Here is a 17,577-nt window from a genome sequence, read left to right on the forward strand (position 1 = left end):
TTTCGCTAAATCCCCTCGCCACAATTGAATTTCACTAGCCCAAGCAGGTGGTTCGTCAGTCGGCCTTCGCAGCCTTCCAGGCGCCATCCATCAGGCCATCACCGGTCTTGTCCCCGGGCGCCTTGTCCTTGATGAAGGTGTACAACGGCTTGCCGTCGTAGGCCCACTGCATCGAGCCGTCGTCTCGCTTGATCACGGTCCATTCGCCCATGGACTTGTCGGTGTCCGTCGCCATGAGCGGTGGCCAGTTGGTTGCGCATTGGCCATTGCACATCGACTTGGCCCCTGCGTCCTTGGCAAACGTATACAGCGTCATACCTTTGTGGTCCGTCAGCATGCCGTCCTTTTCCATCGCCGGCTCAGCCGCGAAGGCCAGCGCCGGAAGCGCCAGGGCAGCCGTTACCGCCAATGCCTTGAGGGATTGCGTGAAATAAGTCATGGAAACCTTCTTTGGTGGTTGTCAGGATTCAGACTGAAAAGCGTAGTCCAGAATCCTCCTTGCCGTCGGACGCGGAAATACTGTCACACGACTGCAATAATTCCGTTATCTAATGCGGCGCAAGACAGTTAAATGACAAGAGGATTACCCCATGGTTGGCAGGAGCATTCTGATCGTCGACGACGAGGCGCCCATCCGCGAGATGATTGCCGTTGCGTTGGAGATGGCCGGCTATGACTGCATGGAAGCAGAGAACTCCCAACAGGCCCATGCCATCATCGTTGACCGCAAGCCCGACCTGATCCTGCTGGACTGGATGTTGCCCGGCACGTCTGGCATCGAGCTGGCGCGACGCCTCAAGCGTGATGAGCTGACCGGGGACATCCCGATCATCATGCTCACCGCCAAGGGCGAAGAAGACAACAAGATCCAGGGCCTGGAAGTGGGTGCGGATGATTACATCACCAAGCCGTTTTCCCCACGGGAGCTGGTGGCGCGCTTGAAAGCCGTGTTGCGCCGCGCCGGGCCAACCGATGGCGAAGCGCCAATTGAAGTCGGCGGCCTGCTGCTGGACCCCATCAGCCACCGCGTGACCATCGACGGCAAACCCGCCGAGATGGGCCCGACCGAATACCGCCTGCTGCAATTCTTCATGACCCACCAGGAGCGCGCCTACACCCGCGGGCAACTGCTGGATCAGGTCTGGGGCGGCAACGTCTATGTCGAGGAGCGCACCGTGGATGTGCACATCCGTCGCCTGCGCAAAGCCCTCGGTGACGCCTACGAGAATCTGGTACAAACCGTACGTGGCACCGGTTATCGTTTTTCTACCAAGGCCTGACCCGAGCCCTGACCGCCCGACAAGCTGACAAGGACGCGCGCTCAATTGAATCAAAACTGGCATGGCACCCTGATTCGCCACATGTTGTTGCTGGTGACCGGCTGTTTGCTGATCGGCCTGATCAGTGGCTATTACGGCTGGAGCCTCGCCGCGGGCCTGGGGCTTTACCTGGCCTGGACCCTCAAGCAGTTGCTGCGCCTGCATGAATGGCTGCGCCTGCACAAACCCGACGAGGCGCCACCCGACGGCTACGGCCTGTGGGGCGAGGTGTTCGACAGCATCTATCACCTGCAACGTCGCGACCAGCGCGTTCGCGGCCGCCTGCAGGCGGTAATCGACCGGGTCCAGGAATCCACTGCCGCCCTGAAAGACGCGGTGATCATGCTCGACAGCGACGGCAACCTGGAGTGGTGGAACCGCGCCGCCGAGACCCTGCTGGGCCTCAAGACGCCCCAGGACAGCGGTCAGCCGGTGACCAACCTGGTACGTCATCCGCGCTTCAAGGAATATTTCGAACAGGACAACTACGCCGAGCCCCTGGAGATTCCCTCGCCCACCAACGACCGGGTGCGCATCCAGTTGTACATCACCCGCTACGGCAACAATGAGCACTTGATGCTGGTGCGCGACGTCACGCGCATCCATCAATTGGAACAGATGCGCAAGGACTTCATCGCCAACGTATCCCATGAGCTGCGCACGCCGTTGACGGTGATCTGCGGTTACCTGGAAACCCTGCTCGACAACGTCGAAGAGGTGAATCCGCGCTGGAGTCGGGCCTTGCAGCAGATGCAGCAGCAGGGCGGGCGCATGCAGACCCTGCTCAACGATTTGCTGTTGCTGGCAAAACTGGAGGCCACCGATTACCCGTCGGACAACCAGCCGGTGCCCGTCGACGACCTGCTGCAGATCATCAGCGAGGATGCCCAGGAGCTGTCCGGGCCCAAGCGGCAGACCATCACCCTGGAGGTCGACCCTGCGGTGCAACTCAAGGGCAGCGAGGCGGAACTGCGCAGCGCGTTTTCCAACCTGGTGTTCAACGCGGTCAAGTACACGCCGGAACAAGGCCGGATCCACATCCGTTGGTGGGGCGATGTGCAAGGTGCCCACCTGAGTGTGCAGGATTCGGGCATCGGCATCGACAGCAAACACCTGCCACGGCTGACCGAGCGCTTCTACCGCGTCGACTCCAGTCGCAACTCCAACACGGGAGGCACCGGGTTGGGCCTGGCGATCGTCAAGCACGTATTGCTGCGCCATCGCGCACGCATGGAAATCAGCAGCGTACCCGGCCACGGCAGCACGTTTACCTGCCATTTCGCCCCGGCACAGGTGGTTCGCGCGCGCCTCACCAACCCCGCCGATTGACACCGGTCGGCACTACCCCCTAGGCAATCGCCGAGTCAGCCGCTACATTGGCTGACTTATGCCTGCTTTTTCAGGCCCTCATTTTTAACCTCTACAGCCCTTACGGAACCTGCAAAACTCCATCATGGACCCTTCCCCTGGCTTGTCCCTCGTTACACTCTTCGCCGAATTCGGCATGATTCTTTTTGCTCTGATCCTGGTTCTGCTCAACGGTTTTTTCGTTGCGGCCGAATTCGCCATGGTCAAATTGCGCTCGACCCGGGTCGAAGCCATTGCCGACCAGAACGGCTGGCGGGGGCACATCCTGCGCACCGTTCACAGTCAGCTCGATGCCTATCTGTCCGCCTGTCAACTGGGTATCACCCTCGCCTCCCTGGGCCTGGGCTGGGTGGGCGAGCCGGCGTTCGCCCACATCCTCGAACCGTTGCTGGACCTGGTGGGCGTTCAGTCGCCGGAGTTGATCAAGGGCATTTCGTTCTTCACCGCGTTCTTCATCATTTCGTATCTGCACATCGTGGTCGGTGAGCTGGCGCCCAAATCCTGGGCGATCCGCAAACCCGAGCTGCTGTCGCTGTGGACCGCCGTGCCGCTGTACCTGTTCTACTGGGCCATGTACCCGGCGATCTACCTGCTCAATGCCAGCGCCAACGCCATCCTGCGCATCGCCGGCCAAGGCGAACCCGGTCCCCATCACGAACACCATTACAGCCGTGAAGAGCTGAAGCTGATCCTGCACTCCAGCCGTGGCCAGGACCCGAGCGACCAGGGCATGCGCGTCCTGGCGTCGGCGGTGGAGATGGGCGAGCTGGAAGTGGTGGACTGGGCCAACTCCCGGGAAGACCTGGTGACGCTGGAATTCAACGCGCCGCTCAAGGAAATCCTGGCGCTGTTCCGACGCCACAAGTTCAGCCGTTATCCGGTGTACGACAGCGAGCGCCAGGAGTTCGTCGGCCTGCTGCACATCAAGGACCTGCTGCTGGAACTGGCGGCCCTGGACCACATTCCCGAGTCGTTCAACCTGGCCGAACTGACCCGTCCCCTGGAGCGCGTGTCGCGGCACATGCCGCTGTCTCAGTTGCTGGAGCAGTTCCGCAAGGGCGGCTCGCACTTCGCCGTAGTCGAGGAAGCCGACGGCAATATCATCGGCTACCTGACCATGGAAGACGTACTGGAAGTGCTGGTGGGCGATATCCAGGACGAACACCGCAAGGCCGAGCGCGGCATCCTGGCGTACCAGCCGGGCAAGCTGCTGGTACGTGGCGATACGCCTTTGTTCAAGGTCGAGCGCCTGCTGGGGATCGACCTGGACCATATCGAAGCCGAGACCCTGGCCGGGCTGGTCTACGAAACCCTCAAGCGGGTGCCGGAAGAGGAAGAAGTGCTGGAAGTCGAAGGTCTGCGGATCATCATCAAGAAGATGAAAGGACCGAAGATCATTCTGGCGAAGGTGTTGATGCTCGATTGAGCATCGCCCTGTGGCGAGGGGGTTTATCTGTGGCGAGGGGATTTATCCCCGTTGGGCTGCGCAGCAGCCCCATACAGCCTACTCAATCTGCCTGAAACACCGCGTTGCTGGTGTTCAGGGCTGCTTCGCAGCCCAGCGGGGATAAATCCCCTCGCCACAGATAGATCCTCTCGCCACAAAAACTCCCTCGGCACACCTCCAATCTATTGCTTGCCCACCGCAAAGTTGGGCAACTCCCCCACCGGTTGATCGAACTGGTAGGGAATCGACACCAGCCCCAACCCGGTATTGCGCTGCACCACGAAGTGCAGGTGCGGCCCGGAGCTGTTGCCGGTGTTGCCCGATAGCGCCAGTGGCGTGCCCACCGCCACCCGCTGTCCTTCCCGAACGCTCACCGAACCTTTCTGCAGGTGCAGGTAGACGCCCATGGTGCCGTCATCGTGCAGCACCCGCACGAAGTTGCCCGAGGGGTCGTCGCCACGGCCGGTCTGTTCATTCTCGGTCTTGATCACCACGCCGCCCCGCGCCGCAATGATCGGCGTGCCTACCGGCATGGCAATGTCCATGGCGTAGCGGTTCTTCGGACCGTAGTGACTATATTGGCCGTTGGCCCCCTGGCTCAGCCGGAACGGCCCACCGCGCCACGGCAACGGGTAGCGATAGGCCTGTGCCGCGTCTGCCGGGTCGCCCAGGGAGTATTCGAACCTGGGGGTGTACATCAACGGCTTTCCAGGTTGAATGGCCGTGAGCAGCGCCAGGCGCAGGTTGCTGCGCGCCGGCAAGACCCGACGAATCGGCCGGCTCGGCGCCCCGCTCACATTGTCCAGACCGGCGAAACTCAATTCGATCTCTACCGGTGCGTACAAGTCATTGCGCACGAACACTGCGTCCGCGCCCTTCTGCTTCTTGATGTCGAGAAACACCTGGCGCTCCAGGTGTTCGACCATGCGATCGCGAAACACGAACACCTGAGCGCCCCTGCTCGGGCGATCACTATAGGACACCACGCCATTGGCATCCGTGGATTTGTAGATCGTCATGGCCATGGCCGAAGTGGAGGCCAGGACAAGACCGCAAGCGAACAGCAGGGGCGCGAGCATGGGCAAAGGTTCTGTCGAAAAGTGGAGGCCTGCACAGCAGCCTAGCAGCTGGGATGGACATTCGTAATCGACAGATGTTGCAGAGAGGGCTTGCCCGGGACCCACAGTCCCATCGCGAGCTGGCTCAGGATGGGGCTGATAAATACCTGTAATTAACTATCAGGAAACACCACCAGCTCCAGGTCAGGAGAACCAGCGGCCGTGCCGGCGAGTCGATCGACAATGCTCCAGATCGCGACTTTCGTCCCCAAAGGCAGATACGAAACTGGTACTTCATAGAGTATTTCACCCCCGTTGATGTCTGACTCTCTGACGGGAAAACGCCGCACGAAACCCATGCCGAAAATGCTGAGCATCAATACCACCACATCTCCCGCACTCATGCCCTGGGTCTTGATTCGTCCCGAGATTATGTCGCTTCCATCAGGCGGTAAGAGATTAGGGTAGTTCCCTCGAATCCAAAAAAGCGGCTCAGGCACAGTCAGGTCACCCGCGACCTCCAGCCTGAGCGGTCGAGATATCACGGTACCCGTCGTAGATTGCACCGTATAGATAATCCGAACGCTGCCGTACTTGATCGACGTCAGGTAAGCCGGTTCGACCGGCACGAGCAGATCTTCAACCGGGCCAGCGCCGATGGTCAGGTGTTTGACGAAACAGGCGTCTGCACTGGAGCCCCACCAATAAACCGAAACCAGTGCCCCCGGCGTGAATGAGGACGTAACCCTGAGCCTGAGGTTGACCCCTTGCGATTGCACAGACAGAGGAATCACGCCGTCAACGGCCTCATCCACGCACGGCGGGTAAAGCTGCCCCTCAAAAGCCAGGGGAGTGCTCGGTGATGTCGGATCTTCGAATTCGCTATAAAAATAGTACAGAACCGCGTCATACCATTGAAACAGCAACGCCCGTTCAGGCGGCACTTCCACCGTGACGTCCCGCCCTTCCTCCTCAATCGCTCCACCCTGGCCAAACATGGCCAGCAAATCCAGTGAGTGGAGGGCCACTTGATATCGCCCACCCACCCGCATCCCGTCGACAAAGGGAAACCGAATGGTTAAGCCTTTTTCCATAGCGGAAAATGGAATCTTCCCATCTACGGCTTCATCGATTGACGGCGCGAGTAAAGGTCCTTCATTTTGACGCAACGCCTTGGCAATCCGGTTCCTTTCTTCCAGGCTGATGAACTTGTTCATCGCGTTTTCCTATTTGGTGATGCGCACACGAAAAGTGCTCGCTCACGACAACCTAGAAAACAACGCCCCCAAAAAAACCTGTAGGAAATAACAGTTCAGACAAGCGGTTTCGTACAGCCGAACAGCTGTGTGGCTACCTGGCCTCATCGCGAGCAGGCTCGGGATGGGGCTGATAAATATCCTGCAATTAACTCTCAGGAAACACCACCAGCTCCAGATCAGGAGAGCCCGTGGCCGCGCCGGCAAAACGATCGACAATACTCCAGATCGCGACTTTCGTCCCCCATGGCAAATACGGAGTCTTTACCTCATAGAGTATTTCGCCCGCGCCGATGTCCGGCTCTCTGATGGGAAAACGTCGCACAAAGCCCTCGCCAGCAACGGAGAGCATCAATATCACCACATCTCCCGCGCTCATACCCTGGGTCGTGATTCGTCCCGAGATGATGTCGCTTCCGTCAGGCGGTAAGAGATTGGGGTAGCTCCCTAGCATCCAAAAAAGCGGCTCAGGCACAGCAAGGTCACCCGCGACCTCCAGCTTGAGCGGGCGAGATATCACGGTACCCGTCGTAGATTGCACCGTATAGATAATCCGAACGTTGCCGTACTTGATCGGCGTCAGGTAAGCCGGTTCGACCGGCACGAGCAGATCTTCAACCGGGCCAGCGCCGATGGTCAGGTGTTTGACGAAACAGGCGCCTGCACTGGAGCCCCACCAATACACCGAAACCAACGCCCCTGATGTGAATGAGGGCGTAACCCTGAGCCTGAGGTTGACCCCTCGCGATTGAACAGACAGAGGAATGACGCCGTCAACGGCCTCCTCCACGAGAGGCAGGTATAGCAGCCCCTCAAAAGCCAGTGGAGTGGTCGGTGACATCGGGTCTTCGAATTCGCTATAGGAATAGGACAGAACCGCGTCATAACCTTGAAATAGCAGCGCCCGTTCAGACGGCACTTCCACCGTGACGTCCCGCCCCTCCTCTTCAATTACTCCACCCTGGCCAAACACGACCTCCGTACCCGGTACTCGAAGGCTCACGTGGTATCGCCCACCCACCTGCATCCCGTCGACAAAGGGAAACCGAATGGTCAGCCCTTTTTCCATAGCGGAAAACGGAACCTTCCCGTCTACGGCTTCATCGATTGACGGCGCGAGTAAAGGTCCTTCATTTTGACGCAACGCCTCGGCAATCCGGTTCCTTTCTTCCAGGCTGATGAACTTGTTCATCGTAGTTTTCCTGTCTGATGATGCGTTCACGAAACGTGCTCGCTCACGACAACCTAGAAAACAACGATCCCAAAATAACCTGTAGGAAATAACAGTTCGGACAAGCGGCTTCGTACCGCCGGACTATGTGGATGCCTGGCCCATCGCGAGCGGGCTCGCTCCCACACTGGCGCTGCTGCGGGCACACATTTCGTGACACTCAGAGCCCCATGTGGGAGCGAGCCTGCTCGCGATAGGCGGCCCAGCAAGCACTGCCGGATCAGGCGCCCGGTACGAAGTGCTTCTGCGCGGTGCCGCGGGCGATCAGGCGGGAGATGTAATCGAGTTTCTGCGGGTCTTTGTCGACGAAGCGGAAGGTCAGTTGCAGCCACTCGCTGTCCGGCGTCTGTTCGTGGGCGACGATGGCGTGCAGGTAGCCGTTCAGACGAGCGGTTTCAGCGTTGTCGCCCTGCTCCATGTCCAGCACCGAGCTCTCGAGCACCTGCGGCAGGGTGTCGGAGCGCTTGACCAGCAGCAGCGCTTCCTTGAGGCTTAAGGCCTTGATCACGCACTGTTGGGTGCCGCTGGACAGGCGCAATTGGCCCTGGCCGCGGCTGGCGCCGGCAGAGGCGGATGCGACAGGTGCCTTGACCGGCGGGCTGTTGAGCAGGCCACGGGCCGGCGCAGCGGCGGCAGCAGCAGGCGCCGCTGCGGCTGGCCTGGCAGGCGTAGGGGCTGCTGCCGCGACAACCGGAGCCGCCTTGCCGCCCGTCAGGGCGCTGAGGGAATCATTGCCGAACGCCGAGTTCATCTTGGTCGGAGCGCTGTTCATCAGCGTGTCGAGCTTGCCGACCTTGTGCAGGGCCTGTTTGACTTTCGTCAGCAACTGTTCGTTGGTGAAGGGCTTGCTGACATAGCCGGAAACACCGGCCTGGATCGCCTGGACCACGTTTTCCTTGTCGCCACGGCTGGTGACCATGACGAACGGCATGCCCTTGAGGTTGTCCTGCTGGCGGCACCAGGTCAACAACTCCAGGCCAGACATTTCCGGCATTTCCCAGTCGCACAGCACCAGGTCGAACGCCTCGCGGGCCAGCAGAGCCTGGGCTTTTCTGCCATTCACCGCGTCTTCGATACGGATGCCCGGGAAGTAATTGCGCAGGCACTTCTTCACCAGGTCACGAATGAACGAAGCATCGTCCACGACCAACACACTGACCTTACTCATCCAGATACACCTCTAAAAAATCCCGGCAAGCATACCGCTTTTACTGATGGCACATCGCCAAAAACCTTCAGTCACGCCGGGACTTTTCGTTCACGGGGTGCTGCTGTCGATAAAAAAAATGGCAAAAAAAAGCCCGACCAGAAGGCCGGGCGCTTTTCTTGGCAATCCTACTTATCGTCAGTTTCGCCCGGAACATTAGGGGTTTCGGACAGGGTGCCCTCAACTTCTTCCTTCATGCGCTTGAGTCCCATGTGCCGTACGTCGGTACCACGCACCAGGTAGATCACAAGTTCGGAGATGTTGCGCGCATGATCGCCGATACGCTCCAGGGAACGCAGCACCCAGATGATGCTCAGCACCCGGGAGATCGAGCGCGGGTCTTCCATCATGTAGGTCGCCAGCTCACGCAGGGCGGTCTTGTATTCGCGGTCGATGATCTTGTCGTACTGGGCCACCGACAACGCCAGGTCGGCGTCAAAGCGGGCGAAGGCGTCCAGGGCATCGCGAACCATGTTGCGTACCTGGTCGCCGATATGACGCACTTCGACATAGCCCCGTGGCGCCTCGCCCTCTTCGCACAACTGGATGGCGCGACGGGCGATCTTGGTGGCTTCGTCGCCGATCCGCTCGAGATCGATCACCGACTTAGAGATGCTGATGATCAGCCGCAGGTCGGAAGCAGCCGGCTGGCGACGCGCCAGGATACGCAGGCACTCTTCGTCGATGTTGCGTTCCATCTGGTTGATCTGGTCGTCGATCTCGCGCACTTGCTGGGCCAGGCCGGAATCGGCCTCGATCAGCGCGGTCACCGCGTCGTTGACCTGCTTTTCCACCAGCCCGCCCATGGCCAGCAGATGGCTGCGCACCTCCTCCAGCTCGGCGTTGAACTGGGCGGAAATGTGGTGAGTAAGGCCTTCCTTCGAAATCATGGGTTTGCTCCGCAAAAGCTGTGAGCTGCAAGCTTCAAGCTGCAAGCTGATTTGTGTCGTTACGCTGAACTGCTTTTACTTGCCGCTTGAAGCTTGCGGCTCGCAGCTGCCGCTAGCCGTAGCGGCCGGTAATGTAGTCTTCGGTCTGCTTCTTGGCCGGATTGGTAAACAAGGTGTCGGTATCGCCGAACTCCACCAGCTTGCCCATGTACATGAAGGCCGTGTAGTCGGAAACCCGCGCCGCCTGCTGCATATTGTGGGTCACGATGACGATGGTGAACTTGGACTTGAGCTCGTAGATCAACTCTTCGACCTTCAATGTCGAAATCGGGTCCAGGGCCGAGCAGGGTTCGTCGAGTAGCAGTACTTCCGGCTCCACGGCGATGGTGCGGGCAATCACCAGGCGTTGCTGCTGACCACCGGACAGGCCCAGGGCCGAATCATGCAGGCGGTCCTTGACCTCATCCCACAGTGCCGCCCCCTTGAGCGCCCATTCCACGGCTTCATCGAGAATGCGCTTCTTGTTGATGCCCTGGATGCGCAGTCCGTAGACCACGTTTTCGTAGATGGTCTTCGGGAACGGGTTGGGCTTCTGGAACACCATACCCACGCGACGGCGCAGCTCGGCGACGTCTTCGCCCTTGCGGTAGATGTTGTTGCCGTAGAGATTGATTTCACCTTCGACGCGGCAACCGTCAACCAGGTCGTTCATGCGGTTGAAGGTGCGCAGCAAGGTCGACTTGCCGCAGCCCGACGGACCGATGAACGCGGTCACGCGCTGTTTCGGGATGTTCAGGCTGACATCGTACAGCGCTTGCTTCTGGCCGTAGAACAGGCTCAGGCCCGGCACTTCGATGGCGACAGTTTCATCGGCCAGGTTCAGGCTCTGCTTATCGCGACCCAGGGCCGACATGTTGATGCCGTGTGTATGTGCTTCGTGTTGCATGGGAGGCTCCCTGTGCTAACAAATTCGGTTCGGTTGGCTGCTGAGCAGCCATGCCAATCGGTGTACTTGTGTGGGAGCAAGCCCGCTCCCACATGGAAATCAGCTATCCAGTGCCTTGTACTTCTCGCGCAGGTGGTTACGGATCCACACGGCCGACAGGTTCAACGTGGCAATCACCAGCACCAGCAGCAATGCCGTGGCATAGACCAGGGGCCGTGCCGCTTCGACGTTCGGGCTCTGGAAGCCCACGTCATAGATATGGAAGCCCAGGTGCATGATCTTCTGGTCCAGGTGCACGTAGGGGTAGTTGCCGTCCAAGGGCAGCGACGGCGCCAGTTTCACCACACCCACCAGCATCAGCGGCGCCACTTCACCGGCGGCACGGGCCACCGCGAGGATCATACCGGTCATCATCGCCGGGCTCGCCATCGGCAGGACGATCTTCCACAGGGTCTCGGCCTTGGTCGCGCCAAGGGCCAGGGAGCCTTCACGCACGGTGCGCGGGATCCGCGCCAGGCCTTCCTCGGTCGCCACGATCACCACCGGCACCGCCAGCAGGGCCAGGGTCAGGGAGGCCCAGAGCAGGCCCGGGGTGCCGAAGGTCGGCGCCGGCAGCGCTTCGGGGAAGAACAGACGGTCAACCGAGCCGCCCAGCACATAGACGAAGAAGCCCAGCCCGAACACGCCGTAAACGATGGCCGGTACGCCCGCCAGGTTGTTCACCGCAATGCGGATCAGGCGGGTCATCGGGCCCTGACGGGCGTACTCACGCAAGTAAACCGCTGCCAGCACGCCGAACGGCGTCACGATCATCGCCATGATCAGGGTCATCATCACCGTGCCGAAAATCGCCGGGAAAATCCCGCCTTCGGTGTTGGCTTCACGGGGATCGTCGCTGAGGAACTCCCAGACCTTGCTGAAATAGAACCCGAGCTTGGTGAAAGTGCCCATGCCGTTCGGCTGGTAAGCGTGCACCACTTTGCCAATGCCGATTTCCACTTCCTTGCCGTTGGCATCGCGGGCGGTCAGGCTATCGCGGTTGAACTGGGCGTGCAGGTCGGTCAGGCGCGCCTCAATCTCCTTGTAGCGGGCGTCGAGCTCGGCACGTTCGCTGGCCATGTCGGCTTGCGCAGCGGCGTCGAGTTTGCCCTCCAGTTCCAGCTTGCGACCGTGCAGGCGGATACGCTCCAGGCCGGCGTTGATCGCACCGATGTCGGATTTTTCCAAGGTCTTGAGCTCGGCGGCGAGCTGGTTGACCCGCGCAATGCGAGCCTGCAACTGCGGCCAGGCGGCCTCGCCTTCGGCGACGACCTTGCCTTCTTCCTTGACGTTGACCAGATAGCCGTAGAAGTTGCCCCACTCGCGGCGCTCGATGGCCATCAGCTCCGGCGGCGTGGTCTGGTCGCTCAGCCAGTCACCGACGATCCAGGTGAAGTCGGTGCCGTTCAAGTCCCGGTTGCCGACCTTGATCAGCTCGCGGGTCATGAACTCGGGGCCTTCGTCCGGCACCGGCAGGCCAGCGCTTTTCAGGCGCTCACGGGGCACTTCTTCCTTCTGCACCACTTCGCCGACCACCAGGTGCGCGGGCATGCCCGGCACGTTGTAGTTGGCGTGGATCAGGTCCGCCGGCCAGAAATGACCCAGGCCACGCACGGCAATCACTGCCAGCAGACCAATGGTCATGATGACCGCGATGGACACCGCGCCACCGCTGATCCAGACGCCGGGGGCGCCGCTCTTGAACCATCCTTTCAGGGAGTTCTGTTTCACAGACTTCTACCTTTCTTAAAGCGACGAATATTTCTTGCGCAGACGCTGACGGATCAGCTCGGCGAGGGTGTTCATGATGAAGGTGAACAACAGCAACACCAGCGCCGACAGGAACAGCACGCGGTAATGGCTGCCGCCGACTTCCGATTCGGGCATTTCCACCGCCACGTTGGCCGCCAGGGTCCGCAGGCCTTCGAACAGGTTCATTTCCATGACCGGCGTGTTGCCGGTGGCCATCAAGACGATCATGGTTTCGCCCACCGCACGGCCCATGCCGATCATCAACGCCGAGAAGATGCCGGGGCTGGCGGTAAGGATCACCACGCGGGTCATCGTCTGCCAAGGCGTGGCGCCCAGGGCCAGGGAGCCCAGGGTCAGGCCGCGCGGCACGCTGAACACGGCGTCTTCGGCGATGGAGTAGATGTTCGGGATCACCGCGAAGCCCATCGCCAGGCCCACCACCAGGGCGTTGCGCTGATCGTAGGTGATGCCCAGGTCATGGGAGATCCACATGCGCATGTCGCCGCCGAAGAACCAGGCTTCCATGTACGGGCTCATGTACAGCGAGAGCCAGCCCACGAACAGGATCACCGGGATCAGCAGCGCACTTTCCCAGCCATCCGGCACTTTCAGGCGAACGGACTCCGGCAGGCGGCTGAAGACGAAACCGGCCACCAGGATGCCAATCGGCAACAGCATCAGCAGGCTGAAGATACCCGGCAGGTGCCCTTCGACGTAGGGCGCCAGGAACAGGCCGGCGAAGAAGCCGAGAATCACCGTCGGCATGGCTTCCATCAATTCGATCACCGGCTTGACCTTGCGGCGCATCCCGGGGGCCATGAAGTACGCGGTGTAGATGGCGGCGGCCACCGCCAGCGGTGCAGCCAGCAACATGGCGTAGAACGCGGCTTTCAACGTACCGAAGGTCAGCGGCGAGAGACTCAGCTTGGGTTCGAAATCGGTGTTGGCGGCGGTCGATTGCCAGACGTATTTAGGCTCGTCGTAGTTCTCGTACCAGACCTTGCCCCACAACGCGCTCCAGGAGACTTCCGGGTGCGGGTTATCCAGCAACAGCGGTTTCAGCTTGCCACCCTGCTCCACGATCAACCGGTTTGCCCGGGGCGACATGCCGAACACGCCCTGCCCATCGACCACCTGGTCCACCAGCAATGTGCGGTGGGCAGTGCTGTGGAACACACCCAGCTTGCCAGCGGCGTCGAGGGCGACGAAGCCCTTGCGGCGCTCTTCGGCGGTGATCTCGACGATTGGCGCGGTGCCCATCTGGAAGGTGCGGATCTCTTTCAGGCGCTGCTCGCCGTCCACATCCCGGGCCATGAACCACTGGGACAGGCCGCCCTTGGAGTCGCCGACGATCAACGAAATCCCGCCCACCAGTTGGGTCGCGGTGGTGACCTGGGCGTCGGCATTTTCCAGCAACTTGTAACGACCGTTGAGGCTCTTGTCCCGCAGGCTGAACACATCGGCCTGGGCCCGGCCGTTGACCACGTACAGCCATTGCTGGCGTGGGTCGACAAAAATGTTCTTCACCGGCTCGGTCATCTGCGGCAGATCGATCCGCGTCTGCTCGCTGGTGACTTCACCGGTCATCATGTTCTCTTCGCTGGTGATCGACAGCACCTGCAACTGGGCGCCGCTGGAACCGGCGATCAGCAGGGTCGAATCGGTGGCGTTGAGGCTGACGTGCTCCAGGGGTGCGCCCTGCTCATTCAAGGCGATAGGTGTTTCGCCATAGGGGTATTCAACGGCCGGTGAGATGGTCTTCTTGCCGTCCGGGTAGCTGACCTTATAGGTGTGTCGGAACACCAGGGCCTGGCCATTGGACAGACCGATGGCTACCAACGGGCTGCCGGGCTGGTCTTCGCCAATGGACGTCACGCTGGCACCGGCTGGCACCGGCAGGTCGACACGACGCAGCTCGGCACCGCTGTCGATGTCGTAGAACAGCGCCTGGCCCTTGTCGGAAACCCGCATGGCGACCTGGTTCTGCTCTTCGATAGCGATCATCAGCGGCTTGCCGGCGTCCTGCATCCAGGCCGGGGTGATGGAGTCCTTGGCCGTCAAGTCCGCGCCCTGGAACAGAGGCAACACCACGTAGGCCAGGAAAAAGAAGATCAAGGTAATGGCAGCCAGAACGGCAAGGCCACCGACCAGGACGTACCAGCGGGTCAGGCGGTCCTTGAGCGCACGGATACGGCGCTTGCGTTGCAGCTCAGGCGTATTGAAATCAATGCGCTTGGGAGGGGAAGTCGTAGTCATTGTGGAATTGGCCAGATCATTCATGCGCACACCCTAGCGATCCTGTATGACAGAAAGATGACAATGCAGTGACGCAGCAAATCCGCCGCCCGTGGAAGCTGGCAGCGGAGAGGAAATTAGTGTCTGTGGGAGCAGGCTTGCTCGCGAAGGGGCCAGCACATTCAACATGGATGCCGACTGATCCATCGCATTCGCGAGCAAGCCCGCTCCCACAGAGAGCCGGGCGTTGGCCCGGGCTCAGGTGTTACTTCTTGGCGACGTTTGCGCCTTCCGACAGACCCAGGTCAGCCAGTGCCTTGGCGGCTACTTTGGCTGGCAGTGGGATGTAGCCGTCCTTGACCACGACTTCCTGACCTTGCTTGGACAGAACCATCTTCACGAACTCGGCTTCCAGCGGGGCCAGAGGCTTGTTCGGGGCCTTGTTGACGTACACGTAGAGGAAACGCGACAGCGGGTATTTGCCGTTCAGTGCGTTCTCTTCGCTATCTTCGATGAACTCGGTGCTGCCTTTCTTGGCCAGGGCCACGGTTTTCACGCTGGCGGTCTTGTAGCCGATGCCCGAGTAACCCACGCCGTTCAGCGAGGAGCTGATCGACTGCACGACCGAAGCCGAGCCAGGTTGTTCGTTGACGTTTGGCTTGTAGTCACCTTTGCACAGGGCTTCTTCCTTGAAGTAGCCGTAGGTGCCGGATACCGAGTTGCGACCAAACAGTTGAACCGGCTTGTTGGCCAGGTCGCCGGTCACGCCCAGGTCGCCCCAGGTCTTGACGTCAGCCTTGGCGCCGCACAGGCGGGTGGACGAGAAGATCGCGTCGACCTGTTCCATGGTCAGGTGCTGGATCGGGTTGTCCTTGTGCACGAATACAGCCAGGGCGTCCACGGCAACCGGGATAGCGGTTGGCTTGTAGCCATACTTCTGCTCGAAGGCCTGCAGTTCGTTGTCCTTCATCTTGCGGCTCATCGGGCCCAGGTTGGAGGTGCCTTCGGTGAGTGCGGGCGGCGCGGTGGAGGAGCCGGCGGCCTGAATCTGGATGTTTACGTTCGGGTATTCCTTCTTGTAGTTCTCGGCCCACAAGGTCATCAGGTTTGCCAGGGTATCGGAGCCGACGCTGGACAGGTTGCCCGACACACCAGTGGTCTTGGTGTAGCTCGGGATCGCAGGGTCAACAGCGGCAACCGCGTTGGCAGTCGCTACGCCAGCAGCGACAAAAGTCATTGCCGCCATCAAACGCTTCAGTTTCATGCCTTACTCCTAGCAGATAGGGTGTGTTAAGTCGGCCAAGTATCGGTAAGCCGTGTGAACACTCTATGGCTGAAATATGACAATTGGATGAAAGGCCAGCATTGAGTTTTACAGGATGATTCGCAGAGTCCCCTATCGCGAGCAGGCTCGCTCCCACAATGGTTCTGCGCCATCGCGTAAACCCTGTGGGAGCGAGCCTGCTCGCGATGAGGCCAGTAAAGCCAATGAAAAACGGAAGACTAGCGCCCTTTCCTCCACAGGTAGGCACCCACCACCATCCCGACCCCACACAACACCGCCACATAATAAGCCGGCCCCATCGGGCTCTCCTTGAGCAGCAGGCTGACGATCATCGGCGTCAGGCCGCCGAAAATCGCATAGGCCACATTGTAGGAGAACGACAGGCCGCTGAAGCGCACCACCGGCGGGAAGGCTTTGACCATGACGTAGGGCACCGCCCCGATGGTGCCCACCAGCAGACCGGTGAGGGCATACATGGGGAACAGCCACTGCGGATGGTCGGCCAGGTTGTGGTAGAAGGTCCAGGCACTGGCCAGCAACGCGGCGCAACCGAAGACGAAGACCCGTCCCGCGCCGAAGCGGTCCGCCAGGGCACCGGCCAGGATGCAGCCAATGCTCAACATCACGATCGCCACACTGTTGGCTTGCAAGGCGGTGGTCGCCGCGAAATGGTAGACCGTCTGCAGGACCGTCGGCGTCATCAGGATCAGCACCACGATGGCGGCTGACAACAGCCAGGTCAGCAGCATGGAGATAACGATGGCGCCGCGGTGGTCGCGCAGCACCGCGCGCAACGGCACTTCTTCAGCCAGGGCCTTGCGCAATTGCAGTTCGGCGAACACCGGAGTCTCGTGGAGCCACTGGCGCAGATACACCGAAAAGAGCCCGAACACACCGCCCAGCAGGAACGGAATGCGCCAGGCGTAATCCGCCACTTCCACCGGCGTATAGAGGCTGTTGATCGCGGTGGCCACCAGCGAGCCCAGCAGGATCCCCGCCGTCAGGCCGGACGTGAGGGTGCCGCAGGCATAACCAATGTGGCGCCCCGGAACGTGTTCGGAGACAAATACCCAGGCCCCCGGCACTTCGCCGCCAATGGCCGCGCCCTGGATCACCCGCATCAGCAACAGCAGGATCGGCGCCCACATGCCGATCTGCGCGTAGGTGGGCAACAGGCCCATGATCAGCGTGGGTACGGCCATCATGAAGATGCTCAGGGTGAACATCTTCTTGCGTCCCAACAGGTCGCCGAAGTGCGCCATCACGATCCCGCCCAGGGGCCGGGCCAGATAGCCGGCGGCAAAGATGCCGAATGTCTGCATCAGACGCAGCCACTCGGGCATGTCGGCGGGGAAGAACAATTTGCCGACCACAGTGGCGAAGAACACGAAAATGATGAAATCGTAGAACTCCAGGGCGCCGCCCAGAGCAGACAGCGACAGGGTCTTGTAATCGTTGCGGGTCAATGGACGGGCGGGTTGCGCAGGGGCTGCCGTGCTCGAAGGCGCAGTGGTCATGGCGAAGGCTTCTCTTATAGTCGGTTC

The 17,577-nt window shown here is 60.6% G+C and carries 14 protein-coding genes; 3 read left to right on the forward strand and 11 right to left on the reverse strand.

The features are described 5' to 3' along the window. Positions 1 to 55: 55 nt before the first annotated feature. Complete coding sequence (locus tag FGE05_RS02420; protein WP_139641250.1) at positions 56 to 439, reverse strand: hypothetical protein; 384 nt, start codon at positions 437 to 439, stop codon at positions 56 to 58. A gap of 151 nt (positions 440 to 590) precedes the next feature. Between FGE05_RS02420 and phoB the strand changes: the two genes are divergently transcribed. The 3 genes from phoB (at position 591) to FGE05_RS02435 (ending at position 4,113) form a co-directional block, all read left to right on the forward strand. After that, positions 591 to 1,280 carry a phosphate regulon transcriptional regulator PhoB gene (phoB, locus tag FGE05_RS02425; RefSeq protein WP_003177195.1) on the forward strand — a complete coding sequence of 230 codons (690 nt, stop codon included), beginning with the start codon at positions 591 to 593 and terminating at the stop codon, positions 1,278 to 1,280. A gap of 81 nt (positions 1,281 to 1,361) precedes the next feature. Next, complete coding sequence (gene phoR, locus FGE05_RS02430) at positions 1,362 to 2,648, forward strand: phosphate regulon sensor histidine kinase PhoR (protein ID WP_241801609.1); 1,287 nt, start codon at positions 1,362 to 1,364, stop codon at positions 2,646 to 2,648. Between the two features lie 124 nt (positions 2,649 to 2,772). Continuing rightward, positions 2,773 to 4,113: a hemolysin family protein gene (locus FGE05_RS02435; protein WP_041020539.1), complete on the forward strand. Its 1,341-nt coding sequence runs from the start codon at positions 2,773 to 2,775 to the stop codon at positions 4,111 to 4,113. A gap of 203 nt (positions 4,114 to 4,316) precedes the next feature. On the opposite strand, the gene FGE05_RS02440 is transcribed toward FGE05_RS02435, so the two are convergent. The 10 genes from FGE05_RS02440 to FGE05_RS02485 all read right to left on the reverse strand — a co-directional run bounded on the left by FGE05_RS02440 (position 4,317) and on the right by FGE05_RS02485 (position 17,550). Then, a complete protein-coding gene (locus tag FGE05_RS02440) occupies positions 4,317 to 5,213 on the reverse strand; it encodes a M23 family metallopeptidase (protein WP_041024045.1) in 897 nt (298 codons plus the stop codon). Between the two features lie 152 nt (positions 5,214 to 5,365). Then, complete coding sequence (locus tag FGE05_RS02445; protein ID WP_139641255.1) at positions 5,366 to 6,409, reverse strand: hypothetical protein; 1,044 nt, start codon at positions 6,407 to 6,409, stop codon at positions 5,366 to 5,368. Positions 6,410 to 6,596: 187 nt separating this feature from the next. Beyond that, a complete protein-coding gene (locus FGE05_RS02450) occupies positions 6,597 to 7,640 on the reverse strand; it encodes a hypothetical protein (protein WP_139641256.1) in 1,044 nt (347 codons plus the stop codon). A 259-nt stretch (positions 7,641 to 7,899) separates the two neighbouring features. Next, positions 7,900 to 8,847 carry a response regulator gene (locus FGE05_RS02455; RefSeq protein WP_139641258.1) on the reverse strand — a complete coding sequence of 316 codons (948 nt, stop codon included), beginning with the start codon at positions 8,845 to 8,847 and terminating at the stop codon, positions 7,900 to 7,902. A 167-nt stretch (positions 8,848 to 9,014) separates the two neighbouring features. Further along, positions 9,015 to 9,776 carry a phosphate signaling complex protein PhoU gene (phoU, locus tag FGE05_RS02460; protein ID WP_139641260.1) on the reverse strand — a complete coding sequence of 254 codons (762 nt, stop codon included), beginning with the start codon at positions 9,774 to 9,776 and terminating at the stop codon, positions 9,015 to 9,017. Between the two features lie 112 nt (positions 9,777 to 9,888). Beyond that, positions 9,889 to 10,722 carry a phosphate ABC transporter ATP-binding protein PstB gene (pstB, locus tag FGE05_RS02465; RefSeq protein WP_024777868.1) on the reverse strand — a complete coding sequence of 278 codons (834 nt, stop codon included), beginning with the start codon at positions 10,720 to 10,722 and terminating at the stop codon, positions 9,889 to 9,891. Between the two features lie 99 nt (positions 10,723 to 10,821). Next, on the reverse strand, positions 10,822 to 12,492 hold the full coding sequence (gene pstA, locus FGE05_RS02470) for a phosphate ABC transporter permease PstA (protein ID WP_041020232.1): 1,671 nt from the start codon (positions 12,490 to 12,492) through the stop codon (positions 10,822 to 10,824). A gap of 15 nt (positions 12,493 to 12,507) precedes the next feature. Beyond that, the gene (locus FGE05_RS02475; protein ID WP_175362316.1) at positions 12,508 to 14,541 is read right to left on the reverse strand and encodes an ABC transporter permease subunit; all 2,034 of its coding nucleotides are present in this window, start codon (positions 14,539 to 14,541) and stop codon (positions 12,508 to 12,510) included. Between the two features lie 472 nt (positions 14,542 to 15,013). Then, positions 15,014 to 16,012 (reverse strand): phosphate ABC transporter substrate-binding protein PstS, encoded by a 999-nt coding sequence (locus tag FGE05_RS02480; protein WP_139641264.1) that lies wholly within the window; start codon positions 16,010 to 16,012, stop codon positions 15,014 to 15,016. Between the two features lie 239 nt (positions 16,013 to 16,251). Continuing rightward, the gene (locus FGE05_RS02485; protein ID WP_139641266.1) at positions 16,252 to 17,550 is read right to left on the reverse strand and encodes an MFS transporter; all 1,299 of its coding nucleotides are present in this window, start codon (positions 17,548 to 17,550) and stop codon (positions 16,252 to 16,254) included. Between the last annotated feature and the right edge of the window lie 27 nt (positions 17,551 to 17,577).

The sequence above is a fragment of the Pseudomonas sp. ICMP22404 genome (genome assembly GCF_006227205.1).
GTDB lineage: Bacteria > Pseudomonadota > Gammaproteobacteria > Pseudomonadales > Pseudomonadaceae > Aquipseudomonas.

Coding starts and splice junctions, on each gene's coding strand:
- FGE05_RS02420 (WP_139641250.1), bottom strand. CDS start 439: ATGACTTATTTCACGCAATCCCTCAAGGCATTGGCGGTAACGGCTGCC.
- phoB (WP_003177195.1), top strand. CDS start 591: ATGGTTGGCAGGAGCATTCTGATCGTCGACGACGAGGCGCCCATCCGC.
- phoR (WP_241801609.1), top strand. CDS start 1,362: ATGTTGTTGCTGGTGACCGGCTGTTTGCTGATCGGCCTGATCAGTGGC.
- FGE05_RS02435 (WP_041020539.1), top strand. CDS start 2,773: ATGGACCCTTCCCCTGGCTTGTCCCTCGTTACACTCTTCGCCGAATTC.
- FGE05_RS02440 (WP_041024045.1), bottom strand. CDS start 5,213: ATGCTCGCGCCCCTGCTGTTCGCTTGCGGTCTTGTCCTGGCCTCCACT.
- FGE05_RS02445 (WP_139641255.1), bottom strand. CDS start 6,409: ATGAACAAGTTCATCAGCCTGGAAGAAAGGAACCGGATTGCCAAGGCG.
- FGE05_RS02450 (WP_139641256.1), bottom strand. CDS start 7,640: ATGAACAAGTTCATCAGCCTGGAAGAAAGGAACCGGATTGCCGAGGCG.
- FGE05_RS02455 (WP_139641258.1), bottom strand. CDS start 8,847: ATGAGTAAGGTCAGTGTGTTGGTCGTGGACGATGCTTCGTTCATTCGT.
- phoU (WP_139641260.1), bottom strand. CDS start 9,776: ATGATTTCGAAGGAAGGCCTTACTCACCACATTTCCGCCCAGTTCAAC.
- pstB (WP_024777868.1), bottom strand. CDS start 10,722: ATGCAACACGAAGCACATACACACGGCATCAACATGTCGGCCCTGGGT.
- FGE05_RS02475 (WP_175362316.1), bottom strand. CDS start 14,541: ATGCAGGACGCCGGCAAGCCGCTGATGATCGCTATCGAAGAGCAGAAC.
- FGE05_RS02480 (WP_139641264.1), bottom strand. CDS start 16,012: ATGAAACTGAAGCGTTTGATGGCGGCAATGACTTTTGTCGCTGCTGGC.
- FGE05_RS02485 (WP_139641266.1), bottom strand. CDS start 17,550: ATGACCACTGCGCCTTCGAGCACGGCAGCCCCTGCGCAACCCGCCCGT.